The organism is Nitrospira sp., from assembly GCA_035968315.1.
Classification (GTDB): Bacteria; Nitrospirota; Nitrospiria; order Nitrospirales; family Nitrospiraceae; genus Nitrospira_D.
This window is the reverse complement of sequence record JAVYIN010000001.1, coordinates 1-23,565: the sequence shown is the minus strand read 5'-3', so window position 1 is coordinate 23,565 and position 23,565 is coordinate 1. Positions and strand designations below refer to the sequence as shown.

The 23,565-nt window shown below is 56.6% G+C and carries 20 protein-coding genes; 19 read left to right on the top strand and 1 reads right to left on the bottom strand.

Annotation, left to right across the window (positions count from 1 at the left end; translation table 11 throughout):
• The first annotated feature begins 1 nt into the window (after window position 1).
• The 9 genes from RI101_00100 (at window position 2) to RI101_00060 (ending at window position 9,021) form a co-directional block, all read left to right on the top strand.
• On the top strand, window positions 2–1,144 hold the full coding sequence (locus RI101_00100; GenBank protein MEC4888434.1) for a hypothetical protein: 1,143 nt from the start codon (window positions 2–4) through the stop codon (window positions 1,142–1,144).
• A 112-nt stretch (window positions 1,145–1,256) separates the two neighbouring features.
• Entirely contained in the window at window positions 1,257–1,613 is a 357-nt protein-coding gene (locus RI101_00095) for a hypothetical protein (GenBank protein ID MEC4888433.1), read from the top strand.
• Window positions 1,597–2,676: an acyltransferase gene (locus tag RI101_00090; protein MEC4888432.1), complete on the top strand. Its 1,080-nt coding sequence runs from the start codon at window positions 1,597–1,599 to the stop codon at window positions 2,674–2,676. Before RI101_00095 ends, RI101_00090 begins: the two co-directional genes overlap by 17 nt.
• A gap of 40 nt (window positions 2,677–2,716) precedes the next feature.
• A complete protein-coding gene (locus tag RI101_00085) occupies window positions 2,717–3,922 on the top strand; it encodes a sialidase family protein (GenBank protein ID MEC4888431.1) in 1,206 nt (401 codons plus the stop codon).
• Between the two features lie 180 nt (window positions 3,923–4,102).
• Window positions 4,103–4,759, top strand: a complete 657-nt coding sequence (locus tag RI101_00080; protein MEC4888430.1) for a polysaccharide deacetylase family protein — start codon at window positions 4,103–4,105, stop codon at window positions 4,757–4,759.
• On the top strand, window positions 4,759–5,796 hold the full coding sequence (locus RI101_00075) for a methyltransferase domain-containing protein (GenBank protein ID MEC4888429.1): 1,038 nt from the start codon (window positions 4,759–4,761) through the stop codon (window positions 5,794–5,796). Before RI101_00080 ends, RI101_00075 begins: the two co-directional genes overlap by 1 nt.
• 13 nt (window positions 5,797–5,809) lie before the next feature.
• On the top strand, window positions 5,810–6,832 hold the full coding sequence (locus RI101_00070) for a glycosyltransferase family A protein (GenBank protein ID MEC4888428.1): 1,023 nt from the start codon (window positions 5,810–5,812) through the stop codon (window positions 6,830–6,832).
• A 33-nt stretch (window positions 6,833–6,865) separates the two neighbouring features.
• Window positions 6,866–7,018, top strand: coding sequence for a hypothetical protein (locus RI101_00065; GenBank protein ID MEC4888427.1), 153 nt, complete (start codon window positions 6,866–6,868; stop codon window positions 7,016–7,018).
• A 47-nt stretch (window positions 7,019–7,065) separates the two neighbouring features.
• Window positions 7,066–9,021 (top strand): hypothetical protein, encoded by a 1,956-nt coding sequence (locus tag RI101_00060; GenBank protein MEC4888426.1) that lies wholly within the window; start codon window positions 7,066–7,068, stop codon window positions 9,019–9,021.
• A gap of 34 nt (window positions 9,022–9,055) precedes the next feature.
• Here the strand turns inward: RI101_00060 and RI101_00055 are convergent, their stop codons facing one another.
• Window positions 9,056–10,312, bottom strand: coding sequence for an acyltransferase (locus tag RI101_00055; GenBank protein ID MEC4888425.1), 1,257 nt, complete (start codon window positions 10,310–10,312; stop codon window positions 9,056–9,058).
• A gap of 324 nt (window positions 10,313–10,636) precedes the next feature.
• On the opposite strand from RI101_00055, the gene RI101_00050 reads away from it, so the two are divergent.
• The 10 genes from RI101_00050 (at window position 10,637) to RI101_00005 (ending at window position 23,102) form a co-directional block, all read left to right on the top strand.
• A complete protein-coding gene (locus tag RI101_00050; GenBank protein ID MEC4888424.1) occupies window positions 10,637–11,680 on the top strand; it encodes a glycosyltransferase family 2 protein in 1,044 nt (347 codons plus the stop codon).
• Window positions 11,681–11,708: 28 nt separating this feature from the next.
• Window positions 11,709–12,992 carry a hypothetical protein gene (locus RI101_00045; protein ID MEC4888423.1) on the top strand — a complete coding sequence of 428 codons (1,284 nt, stop codon included), beginning with the start codon at window positions 11,709–11,711 and terminating at the stop codon, window positions 12,990–12,992.
• Between the two features lie 75 nt (window positions 12,993–13,067).
• A complete protein-coding gene (locus RI101_00040; protein MEC4888422.1) occupies window positions 13,068–14,585 on the top strand; it encodes a phosphotransferase in 1,518 nt (505 codons plus the stop codon).
• Window positions 14,582–15,826 carry a glycosyltransferase family 4 protein gene (locus RI101_00035; protein ID MEC4888421.1) on the top strand — a complete coding sequence of 415 codons (1,245 nt, stop codon included), beginning with the start codon at window positions 14,582–14,584 and terminating at the stop codon, window positions 15,824–15,826. Before RI101_00040 ends, RI101_00035 begins: the two co-directional genes overlap by 4 nt.
• 10 nt (window positions 15,827–15,836) lie before the next feature.
• Complete coding sequence (locus tag RI101_00030) at window positions 15,837–17,540, top strand: polysaccharide deacetylase family protein (GenBank protein MEC4888420.1); 1,704 nt, start codon at window positions 15,837–15,839, stop codon at window positions 17,538–17,540.
• 13 nt (window positions 17,541–17,553) lie between these two features.
• Window positions 17,554–18,438: a glycosyltransferase gene (locus tag RI101_00025; protein ID MEC4888419.1), complete on the top strand. Its 885-nt coding sequence runs from the start codon at window positions 17,554–17,556 to the stop codon at window positions 18,436–18,438.
• Window positions 18,439–18,510: 72 nt separating this feature from the next.
• A complete protein-coding gene (locus RI101_00020; protein ID MEC4888418.1) occupies window positions 18,511–19,242 on the top strand; it encodes a methyltransferase domain-containing protein in 732 nt (243 codons plus the stop codon).
• 12 nt (window positions 19,243–19,254) lie between these two features.
• Entirely contained in the window at window positions 19,255–20,178 is a 924-nt protein-coding gene (locus tag RI101_00015) for a glycosyltransferase (GenBank protein MEC4888417.1), read from the top strand.
• Between the two features lie 110 nt (window positions 20,179–20,288).
• On the top strand, window positions 20,289–21,851 hold the full coding sequence (locus RI101_00010) for an oligosaccharide flippase family protein (GenBank protein MEC4888416.1): 1,563 nt from the start codon (window positions 20,289–20,291) through the stop codon (window positions 21,849–21,851).
• A gap of 102 nt (window positions 21,852–21,953) precedes the next feature.
• On the top strand, window positions 21,954–23,102 hold the full coding sequence (locus RI101_00005) for an acyltransferase (GenBank protein MEC4888415.1): 1,149 nt from the start codon (window positions 21,954–21,956) through the stop codon (window positions 23,100–23,102).
• Window positions 23,103–23,565: the final 463 nt, after the last annotated feature.

Below are 23,565 nucleotides of genomic sequence, written 5' to 3'. Positions count from 1 at the left end.
CGTGACGCGAACAGCTCGGCTTGCTCCAGGTCATTGGTCCGTGAACTTGATTTCGACCGTGTGTTTCGCAGGCAGTGTGGCCAGCGCATTGTTGGCGTGCGATATCCTCCTAGAATTTCTGCGGCCTCCGACGAACGGGGCTCTTGCTTTTCCACGGGAGACAGGCAAGTTTATATTCTTGGGAGGTGTCGCGGTTTTGTCGGGCCTGGTGTTGTTGCTGTCCGCCGTGCGTATTCAACGCAATGTTCAGCATCGCACCATCGTCGCATCCTGGTCGATGGGGTATGGGCTGTTGTATGCGGTGCTGGCGCTGTACTTTGGATTTGTGTTTTACCCGCTTCCTCCTCACGGGCGCCACACAGAGATCATCATCTTGGCATTGGTGCTCGCGAGTATGTGGGGTGGCTGGGTTTTGCTGGCCCCGCTTTCGTTGCAGAGATTTCTCAATTCAAGAGTGTTTGGTTTGGCAAAGGTCGCACTGGTTAATGTTGTCGTGCTGGCCTTGTGCGGTGAAGGGATCATGCGCCTGGCAGATCCTTTTCTTGCCAAGGCAGGATTGTTTGGAAATAAGCAGACGCCTGCAGAACTGACCCCGCATATGGAAGTGTTGGGCTCCATTCGCTATTCCAACTCACAAGGATTCAAAGATCGAGAACGGACTATAGAGAATTCCGATCATCATCTTCGTCTCGTGGCGTTAGGGGATTCCTTTGTCTGGGGGAGCGGTGTTCGGTACGAAGAAGGTTTTGTAGCAGTGATGGAGACCTTGTTGCAGCGTGAGGCGCTGAATGCCGAGATTATTAACCTAGGTGTGCCGGGCTGGTCGCCTCCTGAGGAGTTCCATTTACTGCAAGCATACGGCGTGCAGTTTCGGCCAGATGCAGTGCTGCTAAATGTATTTGTCGGAAACGACATCATCCGGCGGCGCGGTGCTCAGGTCGAGCAACCGATCATGATGGTCGCCGGGCAAAGCTATTATGTGCATGCGAACGGGAACTGGGTGCATGACCATGTTGGGCCTGAAAGGTGGTTTCTCTATCATGATGTCAATTACGTGCTGACTGTGGGAGCGTTGCGGGTGAAGCAGGCCTTGGCGGGTACGCCCCCCCCCCCGTACCAGCCAGGAGACCTCTCCCCTCGGTAGAAGCCGGGAATGGTATCTCCAAGAGCTGGAGTCGCGCAGTGAAATATACCTGAAAGAATGGCCGTCGAATATTGAGGCCAGTTGGAGGCATGTGAAAGGAAGTCTTGAACGCATGGCCGGCTATCTGCGGGATCGCCAGATTCCACTTATAGTTATTTTGATCCCAGATCAAATTCAGGTCGATCCATTGCTTCGTGAAGAGTTCATTGCGGCTTTTTCCATTCGCGATGAGCTGTATGACTTTGGGCGGCCGCAGGCGTTGTTTCATGCCTGGTGCGTAGAGCACGATGTTCCTTGTATTGATTTGCGTAAAGACTTTGCACGTCAAGCGAAGCCATCCGACCTCTTCCTTCAAAATGATATGCACTGGTCAGTGGCCGGTCATGCGCTGGCTTCCGAAACCATCTTTGCCAAGCTGCGGCCTGTTGTCATGAGCGCGGCGAAGGATCATCGTGCTGCAGAAAATTAGCCGCTATCGGACCGAGATCATGGGGATGGCGATTTTGTGGGTCGTGCTGTTTCATGCACGCATCGATTTCCCGAGCGCGTTGTTCCTCCCTGTGCAGTTCGTGAAAGATCTTGGCTATGGGGCCGTGGATCTCTTCTTTTTCTTGTCAGGCTTTGGACTGTTTTGCAGCTGGTCCAAGGGGTGTACGGTCCGCGAGTTTTATACGGCCCGGTTGATGCGGATCCTGCCGACCTATTGGATTGCCGTTGCGCTGTATTACGGCATTGAGTGGTTCTCCAACGGCACGGTTTCAATTGTACGGGTGGCCGCCATGGCCACAGGCCTGAATTTTTACCTGTATAACGATAAATTCTTTTGGTTTGTTCCTGCCATCGTTGCGTGCTATCTGCTGTTTCCGTTTCTTGTCCGTTGGATCCGTTTCAATACGGGCACCCGCCATCTCGCAGGAAATGTTCTAGTGGCTCTCTTCGCCACCCTGCTTCTTTCACTGGCCATCACGGCGACCGAATTCAGCTATCTGCTCATCTTTACGCTGCGACTCCCCGTGTTCGTCCTTGGCATATATGCGGGGTATGTGTATGTGCATCAACAGGATCAGCCGTGGTTCGAGAGCGCGAAGGTCAACGGCGTCATTGGCTTGTCGGGTATTGTGTGCCTGAGTCTGGTGCTCTCGTTGACTGTGCCCGACACCAGGTGGCGCTATGGCTTCTGGTGGTATCCGTTTATGTTGTTGGCCTATCCGCTCTGTCTGTTGATCGCATACTTGTATGAGCGGATAGACGAGTATGTGCCCAGCTCGTCGATTCTGAGCAGCGGCAGAGCCTGTGTTCTCTTTTGCGGGAGGTACAGCCTAGAAATATTTCTTCTCCACCTCGTCATTTTCCGAACCTTTCCCGTTATCTTGCAGGAGGCGATGCCGCGAGCGGTCGAGAGCCGGCTCAATACGGGCAGAATCGCCGAATATGGAGCCTATGTGCTCGTCACGCTCTGTCTGGCGCCGATGGTGAACCGGTTTGCGGCGTTATGCGTGGCGCCAATTCCGGCCGCCCGGCGAAATCCTTGACCCGATCAGAGGAAACGGTGCTAGCGTTCAGGAGGCCGATATGATGAAGCCGATGCTCGTTCCTGCCGTGGCATTGCTGGCACTCACGGCTGTGAGTTGCGCGAAGCTCACCCTGGACACCAAGGCGCCGCGACCCTCCTCTCCGCAAATGACCGACGAACGTGAAGGGGTCTGGCAGAACGCCATCGCGGCGAGCGGGAAGACGGTGCATCTCGTCTGGGGGGCCAACTCCGAGCTGTTCTACCGGCAATCGAGCGATGAGGGGGCAACGTGGAGCGAGGATTTGCCGGTGGCCTCTTATGGAGAACTGCATTTGACCGATCCGATCGTTGCGTCGGGCCGCAACGTGTATATCGTCTATCTGCGCAATCTCCACATGGCGAATGATTGGTGTTGTCCCAGGACCCTGGGAGATATCTATGTGCGCCGCTCGGCCGATGGCGGGGTGACGTGGGAGTCCGAACAGCGGCTGACCCGTGGCGCCGGCGCGTTTCGCCTCTCGATGGCTGCGACGGATCGGAGGGTCGATCTGGTCTGGAGCGATTTTCGCAGCGGCAAGTGGGAGATCTACTACCTCCGTTCTCGCGATGCCGGTATGACGTGGGACGCTGAGCGGCGGCTCGTGCCAGCCTGGGACTATGAGACCAATCGGCCGCAAGTGGCGAGCGATGGGGAGTCGATCCACGTTGTCTGGATGGATGACCGGGACAAGCAGCCTCCATGCTATACGATGCGGCAGTGTCCGGAAGTCTATTACCTTCGCTCCACCGATGGGGGGGAGAGCTGGAGTGCTCAGACTCGATTGACGTTCGATCCGCCATTTTCTGGACGGCCGGACATCGCGGCTCTGTCAGGTACGGTCTTGGTGAGCTACGATGAGGACAGCGACGACAACCAATCACACGAGCAGCATCTGCTGCGGTCCCCTGATGGGGGGACGACCTGGGAGCCGAGTATCCGGCTGTCGAACGCGCCTGGTGTGTCCGAGCATAGTTCGTTGATTGCGGCGGATGATGTTGTCCATCTCGCATGGCGCGATCAACGGGAACCTGGCATCGGCGAAGTCTACTACCGGTATTCAAACGATAGGGGCACGACCTGGTCGCCGGAGGAGAATGTGTCGAAGAGCGGCGGCCATGCGGGCATTCCGCTGCTTGCCGCGACGACGCATTATCTGCACGTCATCTGGCTCGACGAGCGAACGGGGAAATTCCAGATCTGGTACGAGAGACGCATATTACGTTGATAATTCACGGAAAAAGAGGGACACTAATCGCTGTTCACCTGGGGCACTGATAGCTAACGTGATCTCTCTAGTGGTCCATAGGTCGCGATGACGTCGTACCGGCTTCCCATTCTCACCTATCATTCCCTGGACTCCAGCGGGTCTGTGATTTCGACCGCGCCGTCTCTTTTCAGGAGGCAGATGGAGTGGCTGTATCGGAAGGGGTTTCAGACGCTGTCTCTGGCCGAAGCGGCAGGTCTCGTGCGGGCCGGGCAGCCTTTCCGGGAGCGGACGTGTGTAGTGACCTTCGACGATGGCTATGAAAATGTGTATCGGGAGGCGTTCCCGGTTCTCCAGGAGTTCGGTTTCACGGCCACGGTCTTCCTGATTACCGGCTATTGCGGCAAGCAGAATTCCTGGCCCGGCCATGTGTCGCCGGTTGGTGAGCAGCCATTGCTCTCGTGGCCACAGATTGAAGACATGGCGCGGCACCGGGTCGAGTTTGGCTCCCATACGGTGACGCATCCTGATTTGGCGGTCGTAACGCGTGGCGAAGCCGAGCGGGAGATGCGGGAGTCGAAACACACGATTCAAGACCGGTTGGGTCGCGAAGTCGAGGTCTTTGCCTATCCCTACGGGCAGTACGCCCCATGGACGGTTGAACTGGCGAGGGAGCATTTCAGCGGAGCCTGCTCGACGGTGCTAGGAAAGGCCTCGTTGCATGACGATCCTATTTTCTTGCCCAGGGTGGATATGTATTACCTCTCTTCGCAGTGGCTCATGGAGTCGCTTGATACGAGAATGATGGATTGGTACTTAGGCGTCAGACGCGCGATGCGGGCAGTGAGGCATCGCTGATGGGACGGACGAGCGGCATGGATCGGCCGGCCATCCAGTTCTGTTGCCCTCTCTGCAAGGGGGCTCTCAGCGAGGAGCCGGCATCGTATGGCTGTCCGGCTTGCGCGAGGCGCTATCCGATCGTGCTGGGCATTCCGGACTTTCGTGTTTTCCCCGATCCCTACATCGAGATCGAAGCCGATCATAAGAAGGGGGCGTTTCTTGCCGAGCGTGCCGATCGCCTCGATTTTCTCGGACTGGTGCGGCTCTATTGGCAGATTACTCCGGAGGTGTCGCCGGATCGGGCGGAGCGGTTTATCGCCCGTACGGCGCTGCTGGTTGAAAAGGGCGAGGCCTGCTTGAAGACGATCGACTCTTCGGTAGAGCCGGGACGGCTTGGCGCCGGCACGCGTGTGCTGGAGGTCGGTTGCGCGACGGGGGGATTTCTGGTTGCGGCGAAGCGGCGCTATGCCCGGGTGGTCGGGACGGACATCGCATTCCGGTGGCTGGTGGTGGCGCGGAAGCGGCTGGAGGAGTGCGGGGCGCAGGTTCCGGTCGTATGCTGTTGTGCGGAGTATCTGCCGTTCCCAGATGATTCGCACGATTTGGTCATTGCGGAGGGGGTGCTGGAGCATGTCAGGAGCCAGGAGGAGACCCTTCACGAGTGCCGCCGTGTTCTCTCCTCGGCCGGCGTGGCGTTTTTTGCAACGGCCAACCGTTTTGCCATCGCCCCGGAGCCGCATGTGCATTTGTGGGGGGTCGGGTTTATGCCACGGGCATGGGCGGACCGGTATGTGCAATATTTCCGGGGGATTCCCTATGGGCATATCAGAGTGTTGTCGGTTATGGAGTTGCGGCGTCTCTTGCGCAGGTGCCGGCTGCTGAATTATCGTGCGCTTCTGCCGTCGGTGTCTCCGGAGGAAGTTCGGCAACTCTCCGCTGTCCAGCGCATGCAGGTGGCGGTTTTCAACGCCGTGAAGCGGGTGCCGGGGCTGCGGCTCGTGCTGTATCTCATCGGGCCGTCGTTCAATATTGTCGTGTGTGCGGATGACAAGTAAGCGAGAGGCGCAGATGGAGAGGGCTCAGAAACCGGCGATCAGCGTGATCGTGCCGGTCTACAATGGGGGATGGTGCTTGGCGCAGTGCCTGGAGGGGATCCGGCAGTCATCGTATCAGTACTATGAGCTCATTGTGGTCGATAATGGCTCAACGGACGATTCCGTGGCGATTGCGCAGGCCTATGGCGCAGTGGTGGCGCATTGCCCAGGTCCCAGCGGTCCCGGTGCCGCCCGCAATGTGGGCGTGCATCTGGCCAAGGGGCGGATTCTCTTGTTTGTGGATGCCGATGTCGTGGTGCACGACGATGTCCTCGACCGGGTCGCGGACAGGTTTGGAGCGGATCCGGATCTGGCGGCGGTCTTTGGGTCGTACGATGACCGGCCGGCGGCGCAGAATTTCCTTTCGCAGTATAAAAATCTGCTGCATCATTTTGTGCACCAACAGGCGAAGAGCCAGGCCACTACGTTTTGGGCTGGATGCGGGGCGATCCGCAAAGATGTGTTTGTAAAGGCCGGGGGATTCGATCAGGAGAAATATCCCACGCCATCCATTGAGGATATCGAGCTTGGTGGCCGCCTCCATCGCCAGGGGTATCGGATCTGCCTGGATAAAGCGATTCACGCCACCCATTTGAAGGAGTGGCGCCTGGTGTCGCTCTTACGCGCGGAGATTTGTTATCGTGCCATCCCCTGGTCGAGGCTGATTCTCGAACGGCAGGGCCTGGTGAACGATCTCAATTTGAAAATGTCGCAACGGGCCAGCGCCGGGGTCGCGGGACTTTTTCTGGCGGTGCTGCCAGGGACTCTCGTGGTGCCTTCGTTGGCCTACGGGTGTTTGTTTCTGTTGTGCCTGTTTGTGCTCTTGAATCGCGATCTGTTTGCGTTTTTCCTGCGTCGACGAGGGGTGGTGTTTTCGGCCATGACGATTCCGATGCACGGGTTCTACTTCGTTTACAGCGGGGTCACGTTTGTTCTGATGTGGCTGGCCCATTTATGTTGGGGGCCACGCGGCGCCGTGGCGCCGGGCCGCAAGTAAATCGAGCGGATGAGGGTGGAGCCGGAGCGGGACATGATGCGGATGCCGAAATGGATGGAGTGGAGCCTCGTGGGGCTGTGCCTGGCGTCGTTTCTCATGTATCTGTTGCATGGCCGGGCTGCGGAAAAGTATGGGGGGCTTTATGTGAGGCTCCTTGAAAAACTGACCGTGATTCTGGGCCGTTGATTGATCCTCGTCCATCGAATCGTGATGAATCAATTCAGGACATTGCTATGAGCTTCGTGGCCAATGTGGCGTGTGCTTTCCTGGCGTGTGGGTTGCTCCATAGCTTGAGCCGACGGTTGGCCGCGCGCGCCTGCTCGCATGCGGAGGATCTTTGCCCTGCCGATGCCTGGATGATCTATTTCGTGATCTTTTTTAGCGGGCTGGTGGTGAGTTTTCATGCGGCTGGAGCCGCCGCATTGGCAACGGGATATCCTCTCGTTCATATAGCAACGGTGACCGGAGTTCTTGCAGTGCTGTGGAGTGTTGACCGACTGCTGCTGGGATTACAGCGGGAGACGGGAATGCTTTCCTATGCCGGAGCGTGGCGAGGGATGCATGACGCCTTGCGATCGGTCGATCGGCTTGTCCGATGGAGCGCCCTGGCCGCGGGGAGTATCGGTGTGCTGTTTCTCCTGGAAACGGCCACGAGACCGCCCGAAGGATGGGATGCGATGGTGTATCACCTCCCCTTGGCAATGAAATGGCTCCAGCGAGGATCATTGGCGTTCATCGAGGAGTCCTGGAAGTTTCAGATGCCGTCGAACGGAGAGCTGTTTCCCCTGTTTCTTACGTATTTCGGTAATGAGCGGTTGCTCTCTCTTGCCAATTTGCCATTTGCGGTACTGGCCATGCTTGCGGTTTATAGTCTGGCCTGGCGCGCGCTCGGCTCATTCGAAGGGGCGCTGCTTGCCGCGCTGGGATTCGGCACGATGCCGATCGTGCTTTACAATACGTTCAGTGTCGGGGTGGACATATTTGCGGCCTCGTTTTTCCTTGTTTCAGTCGTTTTTCTGCTGGCTTTGTATCAACAGGAGCCGCAGGCGTGTGAAGCCAGGCTGTTATTAGGGGGCATTGCCGGACTCGCGTTTGGATTGGGGCTTGGAGCAAGGTATATCTATGTTCCGCTGTTTTTGTTGATGACGGGACTCTGTGTCCTGTTGTCGTTGACCGGTCTGGCGCCGCTTCGTGGCGGCAAATGGACACGAGCCGTTCTCACGACGGGGACGTTCGTGGCCGGCAGCCTCCTGCCTTCGGCATTTTGGTATATACGAAATTGGGGGGGCACCGGGAATCCCATGTATCCGTTAGAGTTTTCCGTGGGGGCGCAGGGTATTAAGGTTTCTACGAAGGCGCTTTCAGAGTATTCGCGAATTGTCGTGCCAAGGGTTCAAGACCCAGGCTTCTGTCTCGTTGCCAGCGATCATACGGTGACCCATTGGCTGATGGCGCCATGGGAAGACTGCTGGATTGCCGGGCTGGATCATTATTCTGAAAATTGGGGATTGGGCGCGGTCTTTACGGCGTTTGTGCCTGTGATGTCGATCGCGGCAGTCTTTCTGAGCCTTGCCGCGCTGGTTCGTCGAAGGCAGGTTCAGCCGCTGCATATTCTGCTCTTGGTCGCAGCCGTCTTTCTCGCCTATTGGTGGCTGAAGCTGTTCACGATAGCCCGTTCGATCCTACCCGTGATGGGCATACTCTTTGTGCTTGTGGCGTTCGGCATCGCAACGTTATCGCGCAAGGCACAGCGAGTCGCATATGGTTTGTTTGTATGCGCGATGATCGCCAATGGAGTGTTGCTGGCGGCCAAGCCGATAGAGGCTCTTGGCAGCCGCGTATTTCACCAGAACTGGTCACACAGCCGATACTACAAAATCCCTCAACTCATCGACGAACTGCCGGCCGGAAGCGTGATCCTCAATGCGTCGGATGAAATGAAGAACTATCCGTTGTTTGGCCGGCACTGGCAAAATCGAGTCATCACGGACCGTGCGCTCATCGAGCCGGCCCCTGTCACCGTTATCGGAGATGATTTCCTCAGAAAGTGGGGAGTTGAGTATGTCTATTACGACACCGGTCAGAAATGGACGTTGGGGGACGAGGTGAAGCGCGAGGTGCTTTACGAGCATGTCCGCGATGAGTCAGCTCCGTATGATAGCGAGATCCTCTATCGCATCATCCGATGAGGCAAAGCGCGTCCGCACCTGGTTTCGCCAGCCTTCATTGTGTCCCGGGATTCGTTGTGCCGCCAGTCTTCACGCCTGTTTCGCCTGCCGCCAATAATTTAGCGGATGGCTCTTCGGCAGATTCTTTGTGGTACAGCTCGAGGAATTGATTCGTTCGGCACTGTACTTCCTTAACCCACCACTGATCAAATCGATGGAGCGGGAGCGATGCTCCGATAGAAACGAAAACAGTTATCGCAAAGACCGCGATTAACGTTACGTGAGCATCAAGTTTGCTGTGCGTCAGATGCAGATAGGCATAGCTGGAAATGGAGCATAGGACTAAAGCGTGAACGAGATACAAGGGGAAGCTCATTTGCCCCACGAATTTGAAAAAGCGTCGATTCAGATTGCGGAATACGGTCTTATTCGCCATGGTGGCAAAGATAATAATTATTGATCCCAATGTATGGAAGCCGGTTTGAAACACTCCTTGTCCAATCCCCGGGAGCCAATTAACCCAGGCATAGGCCTTTTCCGGTGCCATAAATCCCAGCAGGTAAAGCCCTGAAGTGATCAGTACGATCGCCGTGGGAGTGGATATTTCTACCGTCTTCCTTGCCAAAGACGACGCCAAGTAGACTCCAACTACGAATGGGAACAGGTGCCGATCGTAGCTGAGGGCCAGCAGAGAAAAGATGATAAATGTATACGAAAAATGACGGTAACGAAGGATTATGGCAATGAAACATGCGAGCATGTACACCAGCATGCTGCCGAAAAACTCGGCCTTCATCGTCCACAAGTTTGTGTTGTAATCGGCTTGTCCGGTGAAAAACGTTGTGAGCCCTTGAAAGAGGGCGGTAACGAAGCTGGGTTGAAAATCCGGGGTCCAAGTACCGCCACCGAATCGTGCCAGCCACAGACTCGAACTAAGCTGTGCCGCCCCCTCAAAATAGTACAGGCCCAGCTTGAACAGACCATAGCTCACAATCGTTGTGACGGTGACAGTGCCCGCCAATCGGGGTAATCGTTTGAGAACGGCCGACAATAAATGCCGCCTGGTTTCGTGGTGGAAGTAAGACCAGCTCAATACGAATCCGGAAAGCGTGAAGAAAAACGCCACGGCGCCGGTTCCATTAAACAGCGCGAAATAGGGCTGTCCGATGAGGCTCTCAGCCGTCCTCGCATGAGGGTCGGTGCCTGTGGTGAGTGGTGAGAACGCCAGGAAGTAGTGCTCGATGAGCACTATGAAGGCCGCGATGCCCCTGCAAGCCTCCAATGGAATTAACCGCGTGGGTTCGTTCTGCACGTTTATCAGCAGCCCTGCTAGATTTATGGATCTGTCTTCAGAATACTCCCGACATTAGTTTACATGGCTTCCTCCACGCAATACCTCCTCTGAGGAGCTATTGCGGGTTGTTCCCGGGGAGTGCGCTGTCAGTTATTGCGATAGGTCGGTCGTTAGGCCGCCTGGAGGGCTCTCCAAACGGGATATATACTGCTAATGTGGTATGGTGAACCGGTCCATTGTGTGCTATATATGCGACACGAAATGTAATTATTCCTTCTATTTGCGCTCGAAATGGCGCGTTGTAGCGGCGCGATCTTCTGAAGACTTCAGGATGGGGTGGGTGTGGGGGGGCAGAAAGGCGATCACGGTAGGCCGCGTGATGGTGAGCCGCATAAGCAGATTGGGATACCAGCCGTGCATTCTGACGGTAATGGACAGTGTACCGTTGTCATTGTAAATTACAATACTCGCGAAGACCTCGATGCCTGTCTCAGTTCGATCCCGCGTGCAGAGGCACGCGAGGTCGTCGTGGTTGATAATCATTCCTCTGATGGAAGCGCAGAGATGGTGCGGGAGAAGTATCCCTGGGCTACTCTCTCTGCCAATCAGGTGAACCGCGGGTACGGTGCCGCAGCTAACCAGGCCATTGCACAGTGCGGGACGGGGTATGTGCTGCTGCTCAATAGCGATACACTGGTGCCATCAGGAGCGGTCGAGTTCTTATGTTGCTATCTTGACCAGCATCCGAAGGCCGGCATCGTTGGCCCGCGTGTAGTCAATGCTGATGGGACGTTACAAGCAACCTGCTATCCTTTCCCGCAGCCGCTCGATACCTTCCTCGAAAACAGCCGGTGGGCCGTTGTCCTAGGACGGCTCATTCGGCGGTATATTCCCGGCATCGGGAGGCTGTATTTGAGGACGTGGTCGCATGATTCCCAACGCATCGTTCCGTGGGTGAAAGGGGCCGCCTTAGCCATTCGATGTGAAGCTTTTCACGCCGTAGGCGGATTTGATGAGTCATTCTTTATGTATTTCGAGGACGCTGATCTGTGCTGCCGCATGAAGAAGGCCGGCTGGGAAGTTCACTTTGCCCCTGTGACGACTATCGTTCACGCGGGCGGACGGAGCACTGAAAAGGTCCGTGCCGATATGGCGGCGCAACTGCTGTGCAGCACCCATTTGTTTTATCAGCGGCATAGCTCTCCCGTAACGACGTTCCTTGTGACCGGCATTATCAACGGTCTCATGCTGGCTCAGTGGATCGGCGGTACGCTTAGACTTATTTGGACGCATGACGTTGAGAAGCGTGAGGTGATTTCCCAAAAGATCGCCGCATGCAAAACAGTGCTTCAGTGGAAGGCCTCAGTCAGAACCCTATCTCAATGACCCTGCTGAATAGGAGCCGCCGTTGTCGATGATGCATCCGGTCCTGGAATCTGTATTTAGCTCATTTGAGCAATCGGACATACGTTGGTGCCTCCTCCGTACTCCTCATAATCTCGGATCACCCAATGGCGGCGATGTCGATGTGCTCGTTGAGCCAGCGGATATGCGCCGCGTCCGTCACATTCTTGGCGCGCTAGGGCTTGTCCAGCTTCGCCCTCAGCGGTATGGCGCACATGCTCATTTTCTTACGTATCATCCGCCAACCGATTGCTGGATTTGGTTGGATCTCGTCACCGAACTCTCCTTCGGCCGCCATAATGCGTTGCAAACCGGTGTGGAGAGCGTTTGCCTGAGCAGGCGTGAATATCATGGGACTGTCCCCACCTTGGCGTCCGACGATGAATTTTGGGTGTTGTTGATGCACTGTATTTTGGATAAAGGAGTGATCGCGTCTCATCATATGCCGAAGTTGAAGGCGTTAGCGGGGGCGGCGCGCACTGACGGACCGGTGGCGCAGGAGATCCGGCCTTTGTGTCCAGCCGGATGGTCGCTTGAGCGAATGGTGGCGTGCGCGGTTCAGGGAGATTGGACGGCTTTGGAAGGGATGGCGGCCTCTCTTACGGCAACATGGGAGCGGCATCATGCGGTTGCCCCATGGAAAATATTAGCCCGTCGAGGCGGCAATTTGATCTCGTATATCCTTCATGCCCGGTCCTATCGAGGGTTAAGTGTCGCGGTGCTTGGGCCGGATGGTGCCGGGAAAACGACTCTGATAAGCAATCTGCAAAGTTCGTTTATTCTTCCGGTTCGGTCCGTCTATATGGGGCTCACTGGAGGGCTCCTGCGGTATATCTCTTATCTTCATCTTCCCGGCCTGGTGCGTATCAGTCGTTTCGCTGTATTTTGGTGCCGGTATCTTCGTGCGCAGTATCACCAAGCACTAGGGAGATTAGTGCTTTATGATCGTTATATCTATGATGCTATGGTGCCTCATCCGGAACGCCTCAACTGGCTGCGCCGTGTCTCACGCTGGATGGATGGTCGTGCGTGTCCCGGGCCTGATCTTGTGCTGATATTGAGTGCGCCCGGTGAAGTTATGCATGCCCGGAAAGGCGAGTACACGCCGGAAATGCTGGAGGAGTGGCGACGCTACTATCTCGCTTTGCAAACCCGCATCTCGGATCTCGAAATCATTGATACCACTCAGGCGAAGGATGCCGTACGCGCCGATGCGCTTGCCCGGATATGGAAACGCTATGTGGTACATTGGGCCAAGAACAGTTCCGCGCCATGCGCAGCCGATCACGTCTGATGCAGGCGGGCCGTCCCGCCTTTGCACGATTCACGGTCGTAGAGCATGCCTGAGCACACTCCAAGGCCTTCATCCATGAATACGAGCGGCGAAGGCTGCCAGTCGGCTCGCGATTTATCTCTACTGGAGCTGCTTCATCCGGACGGATTTGCGTCGCAAGCGCTGGTGCTTGGCAGTGGGTGTCCGTCGTCCTTGGAGCCTGCGTCTCCTCTGGGGACTGGCGACGTTGCCGATTTAATACTTGCCGTTCCCTCGGCCAGCGAATGCCGTACTCCTGGTTGGTTGCGCGGGGCTGTTCAGACCATTAGTCAAAAGCTGCACGAGCAAGGTATTGCCTATATCCTTGTGCCTCCGCGCTTGCGAGCCCAAGTGAGGAAGTTGTTGGCAGACCAGGGCCTGTGCAGCAACCAGGCCCTGATGCACTTGCCAGGCCAAGAGACAAGTCGGTATATCCTGCCTCTTGATCCTATTTCGATTCGATCGTTCTTTTCAAAAGTCCTGCCAGTGTCCCGGTGGGGACGGCTGGCGATCACCTTCGGATTCCAATTCTTCCAAGGGGATCAATTCTTTATGCGCGCCTGGCCGGCAGTCGGTTTGGTCGTCTGTCGTCCTGGCGCTCGCCCCTTGTGTGAATGGCTCTTCAGGCTGGATGGCCAGGCGGACCGATCCGGCAGCGTAATCATTCGCCGCGGCTGGAGAGGCCGTAACGGGGCTGTCATACTGTACCGGTTTATGGAGGGTGAGCAGTCGCCTTCAGCCGTTGGCAAAGTCGGGATGAGCCAGCAATTATTTCGACGGCTCGTCCGTGAGGCGGAATGCCTTGACCGGTTGGGCCCCCACGCGCGCACCGCTGGTGCCCGGGTTCCGGAACGGCTGTCATTGGAGCCAATTCAGAGGTGTCCGGTGTTATTGCAAACCATGATAGAAGGGGAGCCCTTGTCCTCACTGCTCGCCGCGCAGCCGCACCGTCTGCCCGGCATAACGGACGCGCTGGTCTCGTGGCTTGAGCGCTGGAATAGCGCTACCATGGTGACACGGACAGTCGATAGGCCATTCTTGGACGAAGCGCTTCTCAACCGCGCCGCTCTTCTCGCCCCGTTCTTCGAATACGGTGAACAATATCGAAATGAGCTCATGCAGCGCTGTGCGAAAGTGATCGGGGTGCCGAGCCCGCTCGTATCAACGCACAATGATTTGACGATGTGGAACATCATGCTGTCGGAGCCCCGAAGCCTTGGAATTATCGATTGGGAATCCGCTAGAGAATGCGCCTTGCCGTTTGTAGATTTTTTCTACGCGATGACCGATGCCGTGGCTGTGGCGAGGGCTCGCGGAAGCCGGCTCGAGGCCTTCAAGGAATGTTTCGCGGTGGATGGAGCGTGCCAATCGCTGCTTAGTCAATATCTGATGCGTCTCAGACGGGTCGTTCAAGTGCCTGATGAAATGGTGGGCCTCTGTTTTCACGCGTGCTGGCTGCATCATGCCGCCAACGAACAGCGCTCGACGGGCTCTTCCGAGCCCCGTCCCTTTCTACAGCTCGTTCAATGGTTGTCGCAGAACAAGGCGAGTCTCTGCCGGTGGGTTCACGCATGAGCGATAAGCGGTTACGGCTTCTGTGTCTCCTTCCCTTCCCGCCTCGCTTGGACGCCACAGACGGGGGAGGCCGAATCGCCGCGCAGTTGCTTGCTCAGCTGTCGGTGCGCCATCGTATTGCATTGCTCTACCTTCGCGCCCCCGTGGACCCTCCGCTGGATCCAGTGTTGCAGAACCGTTGTGAAGTGGCGCAGGAAGTCATGCGGCCCAATCCAGGATTTTCACTTGCCGCAGGATGGGCGCGAGGTATGTCGCTCCTTCGCGGCTGGCCTTTGTGGGTTGCCGGGTGCTCGGTGTCCGCATTCAGCGCTCAGGTTAAAGCCCTCACCCGAACATGGCGGCCGGATATCGTGCAAATTGAATTCCATGTCATGGGCCAATACCTGTTGGCGCTTGATGGTTGCCCGGCGCCTTGTGTGCTGACGCAGCATGAGCCGGGCACCGCGGCGGCTAGAGACCGGTCGCAATTCAGCCACGGCATTATGCGAGCCATCCGCTATTGGGATATGCTCGCGTGGGAGCGTTTTGAACGTGCCATTCTCAAACGCGTCCAGGCCATCGTCGTGTTTACGGAGCGCGACAGACGTGCGGTGTCAGAAGTGGTGTCGGACACACCCATTACCGTTGTTCCTTTCGGCCCCACGCTTTCGAATCTGCCGGGCACCAGGCTAGGCGAGGAACCGTTGGACCTGCTGTTTGTCGGGAATTTCAAACATCCGCCCAATAGCGATGCCGCCATCCGCCTTGCGAGCGGCATTTTCCCACGAGTGCAGGCACATGTTCCGGCGGCAAGGCTTCATATCGTGGGAGACCAACCGACCGCTTCAATGCGGGAATTCGCATCGGACGCTATCCGGGTCACGGGCCGCGTGCCGGAGGTGATTCCCTATCTCCATCGAGCGGCGGTTGTGGTGGTGCCGCTGCGCATGGGCGGCGGGATGCGGGTCAAAGTCGTAGAAGCGCTTGCCGCCGGTAAGGCGGTGGTGGCGTCGCGGCTGGCTGTTGAGGGGCTCAACGTGGTGCATCAAAGGGATATCGTGTTGGCTGAGACCGATGAGCAATTTGCCGACGCCGTTGTGCAGCTTCTTTCTCATCCGGAAGAACGTGCGGCACTGGCGGATCGCGCCGGGGCGTGGGCGCAACGCAATCTGGGCTGGGATAGATCTATCGCGGCTTATGAAACGCTATATGAGAGCCTGCTGCCGCGCTCCGAGGTGGCTTCTCTGCCGGCGAAGTCCTGAAGGAACTGTGATGACGGAAGTGAGCATCATTATTCTGGCAGGTGGCCACGCCGACCGCTTGCGTGGCTGTTTGGGAAGTTTTTGCCGGCAGACGCAGCCAGCGGAGGATTATGAAGTCGTCGTAGTTTTTTCGGGTTCGAGCGACGATACTGATGATACGCTGTCCGATCTTGCCGTTCCATACAAGCTGTGCGGCGTCCGGGCGAATAGGCGTGGCTTCGGCGTGGCCCTTAATGGCGGTGTGGAAGCGGCGTCTGGGCGCTATTGCCTTTTCCTGGCCGACGATGTCATGGCACACCCCCGTCTGGTAGCCGAGCATCTGAAACGTCAACGCCAAGGTGGAGGAGTGATCGGAATAGGGCAGATTCTTCTGGCGTTGCCGCAGGGCGCCGATGGATTGGCGAGGTATGTGGCCCAGGAGAGGCGGGATCGTTATGCCAAGCTGGACCAAGGGGAATGCCCTTCGTACGCCGACTGCGGCAGCGGCAACCTTTCGCTGCCTCGTGAGGCGATCCTCAAGGCCGGAGGCTTCGCGTTCGACCTATCCGGCAGCGAAAGCATTGAGTTGGCCTATCGTCTCACAGGTGACGGATTAGTTCCTTCCTATATCCCTGAGGCGGTTGTCACGCAGGAATATCAGGGAGGTTTTCGCGAGACTGCCGACCGAATCCAGAGGGCCGGGGCAGCCAGCATCGAACTCTACCGCCGTCATCCCCCCATGCTCTCAACGATGGCGCTAGGAGCGTTTAACAATATGAGCCGTTGCGCGCTCCTGTTGCGCCGCTGTTTGCTGGCTCTCAGCGGCCCCCTTCTCCCGCTTGCGATTATTGGCCCATCTTTGAAGCATCCATCCTGGAAGCTTGCGTGGTATCGCTTTCTCCGGGACTACTGCTATTGGCGAGGGGTCCGCGCGGTTGTGCCACGCGAGATGTGGCGGCGCCTTGTGTTCGGCACGACCATTTTAATGTACCACGCATGCGGACATCCGGGGGAACACGCGAGCCTCTATGTGATCCCGGGAAATCGTTTTGCTCGGCAGATGGCGTGGCTCAAATGGACGGGCCGTCCTGTGCTCAGTTTGGAGGCCTTTCTGCAGTATCATCGGGAGCATCGGTTGCCACCGCCCCGTTCGATCGTTATTACCTTCGACGACGGGTATGCCGATAATCGAGCCATTGCCTATCCGATTCTGCGCCGGCATGGGTTTCCCGCCACGATCTTTGTAGTCACGGAGATGGTGGGAGGCCGGAATATGTGGGATACCGAGGGGCTTCTTCGGGGGCGTCCTCTCTTGAAATGGTCAGATCTGAAGGAAATGACGCATGGCGGTATGTCGGTTGGGTCGCACACGAAGACCCATATTCCTCTTGCTGATGCGCCGTTACCTCAAATTGAAGAAGAGGTCAAGGGCTCCCGTGTGCAGATTGAGCGCGAGCTGGGCGGTCCGATTCTCAGTTTCGCCTATCCCAACGGGAGGCACGACAATACGAGTGAAGCGGCCGTGGAACGGGCAGGCTTCGCAGGAGCCTGCAGCAGTCATCTTGGCGTGAATGATCCTGCCACGCCGCCGTATGTACTGCGGCGCATAGAGATTCGTGGAACGTATTCCCTCATGCGTTTTGCCTTGGCGCTTTGGTTCGGACGCACACATGTTTTGCCTCGCCGCTGGTTCGAGCCCCAGCTAGCCATGGATCATCCGGGACAAAAATGTTAGGCCTCAGGACCGAATGACTTCCGTACGTCTTACCGTCGCTATTGCGACTCTGAACCGCCCTCACGGGCTAGCGCGCTGTCTGGATGCGCTCTTGAGCGGTGAATGCTTGCCCGATGAGGTCATTGTGGTTGATCAAAGCGAAGACGAGAACGCACGGGGCATCGTCGAGCAATGCGGGCAACGCGGTGTCCCGATTCGCTATATCCGTCAAGCACGGCGTGGCCTCTCCGCGTCGCGAAATGAGGCGTTTCTCCACTCACGCTGTCCCATTGTGGCCGCGACCGATGACGATTGTGTGCCTGATCACCGATGGGTATCCGCGGTTAAAAAGACGTTTTCTTCTGAAGCGGCGCCGGACGCGATGACCGGCCGTATTCTGCCGCTAGGGCCAGAGGTGCCTGGTTTCTATGCCGTTTCCAGTCGTGACAGTCCCGTTTCGAGAACATTTCAAAGGAAAGTCGTTCCCTGGCTGATCGGCAGCGGCGGGAATTTTGCGGTGAAACGGGAATGGTTTGACCGCATCGGTGGCCATGATGAGCGCTTGGGCGCAGGATCCCCAGGCATGGCGGCGGAGGATGCCGATTTATTTTATCGGCTGCTGGAGGCGGGAGCGAGGATTCGCTACGAACCGGGAGCAGTCATCTATCATGAGCGGCAGAGCATTGACCGGCGCCGCGCAAGCTATTGGAGCTATGGTTATGGTGCCGGCGCTTTTTGCGGCTTGCGCGTTCGCTGCGGGGATGTGTTTGCCGCCCGTGTGTTCGGCGGCTGGCTAGGCTGGCATATCTGGCATTTGATTCTGGAAAGTGTGCGGCTGCAATGGGGAAAGACGGGCAATGTATTGCTGAGTCTCGGTGGGACCGCGCGCGGGTTTATCTATGGCCTTTTTGTACGCTAGATGACACAGTGACGGATATGTATCGGCGACATTCTTTACCTGTGCGATGAGCCAAGGCACCGGAAGGCGACTATGCAGCCGCACTTTTTAAATAATATTCTTGGAAAGATTCCTGCCGCGCATCGCAAGTATCTGGCTCAGCGGTTTCGTCGTCTCACTCGTCCGGCATGGTGGGCGTCGGTTTGCGGCACTGCGGTGAGCGACGATTTTGGCTACGACCGCGGTACGCCGGTTGATCGGTACTATATCGAGCGGTTCCTGCAACAGCATTGCAGCGATATCCACGGTCACGTCCTGGAAGTAAAAGACAGTCACTACACGGACCGGTTTGGTCTGGCCGTTGACCGACGGGATGTGTTGGATATCGATTCCGCGAATCGTCAGGCGACGATCGTGGCGGATCTGGCCACTGCGGACTCCATTTCCTCCAATACCTTTGATTGTTTCATCCTCTGTCAAACGCTTATGCTGATCTATGAGGTGCGTTCCGCAATTGCGCACGCGTACCGGATTCTCAGGCCGGGCGGGGTGCTACTCGTCACGGTGCCGGCGGTCAGTTCGCTATGCAGTCTACGGGCGGATTACTGGCGGTTTACTGTGGCCTCCTGTTCCGCGCTGTTCGGGGAAGTGTTTGGCTCGGATAACATAACCGTCCGGTCCCATGGGAATGTGGCAGCCGCCGTGGGATTTTTAATGGGATTGGCCTACGATGAAATAGCACAGAAAAAACTTGATGAACACGATGAGAATGTTCCGCTCATCATCTCGGTTCGTGCGGTCAAGCGCCAGGACAGCGCACCGTAGTCATCCGAAAAGATGCCAATCATGCCCATCACCGGTCAAGATCCGCTGCCATCCACCTCATTGATCATCTGTTCCCGGAATAGGCCGAAGCTCCTTATGGAGACGATAGAGTCGGTCCTCCAGGGTGATGAGGTGCCATCTGAGCTTGTGATTGTCGATCAGAGCGATGCAGCGAATCCCGGCCTGGCGGAGCGACAAACCAGCCGCTCCTGCGAGGTTCGGTATGTGCGGACTTATACCGTTGGCCTGAGCCGAGCCCGTAATTGCGGGCTCGCGGCTGCGCGGCACGACATTTTGGCTATCATTGACGACGATATGTACGTGGCGGCGAATTGGTTCGGTTCGTTGATCCGTGCGCTGCTCAATAGCGGCTCGCGCGCGGTCGTGACGGGGCGCGTACTCCCCACGAAAGCCGAAGTCCCGGGCGGGTTCGTTCCAGCGCTGGTCCTGAGCGATGCATCCGCAACGTATGCGGGCCGTATCGGTGCCGATGTGCTGGCAGGAGGCCATATGGCCGCTCATCGCGCCGTCTTCGACGAAGTCGGAGCCTTCGATGAGCGCCTTGGTGCGGGGGCCGATTTCCCGGCTGCTGATGACAATGACCTGGGGTTCCGATTGCTTGAGGCGGGGTTTCGCATTGTGTACGCGCCGGAGGCGGTTGTGTATCATCGCGCGTGGCGTGGCAAGGGGGAGTATCTCGCGATGCGGTGGAATTACGGGAAAGGCAAAGGAGGATTCTACACCAAGTACTGGAGCCTGAAAGATCCGTACATGCTACGACGAATGGTGTGGGACATTGTTCATCGTATCGGCATTTTTCCGTACAGGTTTTGCACGCAACCTCGTCGGGCCTGCGGGGATTGTGTATATGTTGTTGGCATTTTGTATGGAGCCTTCCTGTGGCTGAGGCGAGGAAGGCCGCGAGCGTCAGAATAAGCTGAACGATGGGTGTTGGCACATTGGGCGTGGTTCCGTGCTTGAGTGTCCATGTAGTGGTGAATGGCTCATACGCATAGATTTTAAAAGTGGGATTGGATTAGGTCTGAATGGTGAAGGAGATCGAGAAGGATGTGCTCATCCGGCAGCATATCCTCCGCAGCACCGTCAGCAACTACGGGGCGAAGGTCATCATGCTTGGCACGTGGTTCCTTCTGACGCCGTTCATCCTGCATCAGCTTGGACCGGACGGATACGGTTTATGGGTTGTCGTCGGGTCGGCGACGGCGTATGGCACGCTGCTCAATTTCGGGATTTCAGGCGCCGTCATCAAGTATGTGGCGGAACACCGTGCCAAGGGTGAGAGTCAGCAAGCCGCCAGTCTGGTGGCGACCGCCCTCTGTCTCTATTCAGTCTTAGGGCTGATCGCGATCGCCATTAGCCTCGCCATCGCCCCCCTGTTTCCCCTTGTATTTAATGTTCTGCCAGAACAGCGATCCACGGCGATTTCCCTGGTGCGTCTTATGGGCTTGGGGGTTGGGATCTCCATCCCGTGCGCGACGGCCACGGCGGTTCTCTGGGGGTTGCAACGGTTCGACGCCAGCAACTTCCTCAATGTCGCTGGCACGATACTGACGGCCGCCGGAATCGTCGCCGTGTTGCTCCTTGGAGGAGGCGTGCTGGGTATGGTGGCGGTCAGCATCCTGGTTACCCTTCTGATGCAAGTTCCGACCGTCTGGTTCATTAACCGCCTCGCGCCTGATCTGCGGTTTGGATGGCGAGGCGCCAACCGTGCTTTAGTTCGAACTGTGATGTCGTTTAGCTGGCCGTTATTTGTGATTGATGCAGGCGACCGCCTCCAGAATAAGACGGACGAAATCGTAATCAGCGCCTTTCTGCCTATCAGTGCGGTGGCGCCTTATGCCATCGCGAGAAAGTTAAGCGAAGTGGCGCAGATTTTGACCGATCAGTTCATGCGAGTCCTCTTGCCGCTTGCCTCCAGGTTGAATGCCGAGAATGACCAGGCTCGCATCCGATCGATCTATATCATCGGCACACGTTTAACCCTCACGATATTTTTGCCAGTGGGATGCTCGCTAATCGTGCTGGCTCCGCCTATCCTCACCATGTGGGTTGGCGCCGAGTATGCCGACTATGCGTATCTCGTCACCATCCTGACCGTTGCGAGCCTTATTGATACGAGCCAGTGGCCGGCCGGATCAATCCTCCAAGGGGTGGCACGCCATCGACCACTCGCATTAATCTCGATCGGAGCAGGGATTGCTAATGTCGCCTTGTCGATGGCACTTGTGCGTGCTTTCGGGCTCACGGGCGTTGCAATGGGGACGCTCGTTCCCACGATGGTCGCCTGTCTAGGGTTCATGCTGCCGTACTCGATGCATGCGATAGGAGTTGAGAAAGCTCAGATGATGAGACAGGTGTTCTTGCCCGCCTGGCTGCCGGTTATTCCGATGGGAAGCACGCTGTACCTGTTAGATAAGATTTTTGAACCATCATCGTTGTTTTCGATTATGGCCGTAGCCGGAGCTGGGGTTACGGTCTATGTGGCGACATATATGACTTTTAGCGCCAGCGAAATGGAGCGCCAGACATGCCGGAGTATGGTAGTGAACATAAAGAGCGTTGCCGGATCTTGCTTCAATCGGGCTTAGCGGGACCCGCGAGTGCCTAAAGTGATGGCGCCCCACGGCTTCTAAGTACGCAAGTATAGTCTAAGTAATCGCGTTTCGCACTCAGCTGAAACTTCTATTCTCATGAAACAGATGCCGCAGTTGGACAGTCTTCGATTTTTTGCCGTTCTAGGAGTGATGGTTGCACACAATTGGGACTCTCGTTTGCTGGGAGACGTAGATTGGGCCGGCAATGGCGTGCGCCTGTTTTTTGTCCTGAGCGGTTTCCTTATCACCGGAATTCTTCTGGACTGCAGAAGGCTGGCGGATGATTCACGGCAGTCACCGATGTATTTTATCCGGCAATTTTATGCCAGAAGATCTCTTAGGATATTTCCTATCTACTATATACTCATAGCCGTTCTCGTCGTATTGGGCGTCCAGCCTGCGGACGACATCTGGCCCTGGATGGTCACATTTACAACGAATATCTATATAACGATACACAATGCATGGATAGGGAAGATGGGGCATTTGTGGAGCTTGGCTGTAGAAGAGCAGTTCTATCTCTTGTGGCCCTGGATCGTCTTATTTGCTTCCCGCAAATGGCTGCTTCGAACTCTTTTGTTGATTATACCGTTGAGTTCTGTGTACCGGTTCTACGCCTATCGGCATTTCGAGTTTAATATGGATACGATGGACTTCAAGGCCGCAACGTTTACTGTCGCCCACTTCGATAGTCTCGGCATCGGTGCCTTGCTTGCAATCCTGTGGCATTCGGACGTGCCTCAAGCGACACTGCAACGTTATTTAACGACGATAGTTCTTCCAGTGGCGGGTATGCTCTATACACTGTGCCTGGTGCTCTATCACTATCGGGTCCATCCTGGGATTTTCTTTACAGTCGGAGACCTCTTCGTGGCAGTAATGTGTGCGGCTCTCGTAAGTAGGGCAGGCAGGGGATTTGCCGGGGTCGCGGGAATGGTGTTGGAGTGCTCAGTTTTGCGGTATCTAGGTAAAATTTCTTATGGTTTGTATGTGTATCATGCGTTCATGCCGTTGCTGCTTATTCCGATTTTTGAAATGGTTGGAATTCCGTTGCCGGTGCCTGGGGCCGCGAATTTTGTTTTCTCGACCATGCTCACGCTTGGTGTCGCTTCGCTGTCGTGGCATTTAATAGAGTTGCCCATTAATAGCCTGAAACGATTCTTTCCCTATGATACGGCCGATGCCCTTTGTGCGGCACCTTCCCGGTCCAAGAGTCTGGCGATTCGCAAAACATCTGGTGATTGAGCAGGCCCAGATTGTGTTGAGCCGAGTTTCCATGTGCTGTTCGGCGGTGTAGGCGTGTGAAGGCTGGTAATCTTTTCAGCAAGATGATCGTAGGAATGAGAGAGATGTGCGGAAATGGACGTTGGGGAGCGGTGTCCGATGCGAGATCCTCTTAGAACGAGACGGGGGCGAGGCGGGCCGGCCAGTCAAAGAGATTCTTTGCCGTATTGCCGAACGTTGATGGGGACGGCATTTCTCAAAGGGAGTCTGCGGGTGTTTTGAGCGCAAGAGGCCATCGGGGATTTGGACGTGATTTGTCAACCGGGAAGCCAAAGCCGTCAGTTTTCTTGACGGGCTCTGAGGGGTCTGCCATGGTGAGGCAGGCGTGAACGTGGAGAATGGTATGAAAACAGCGCAGGCGCGTCGAGTGGCGGTAGTGGGGCTGGGGTATGTCGGGTTGCCGATCGCGGTGGCGTTTGGCAAG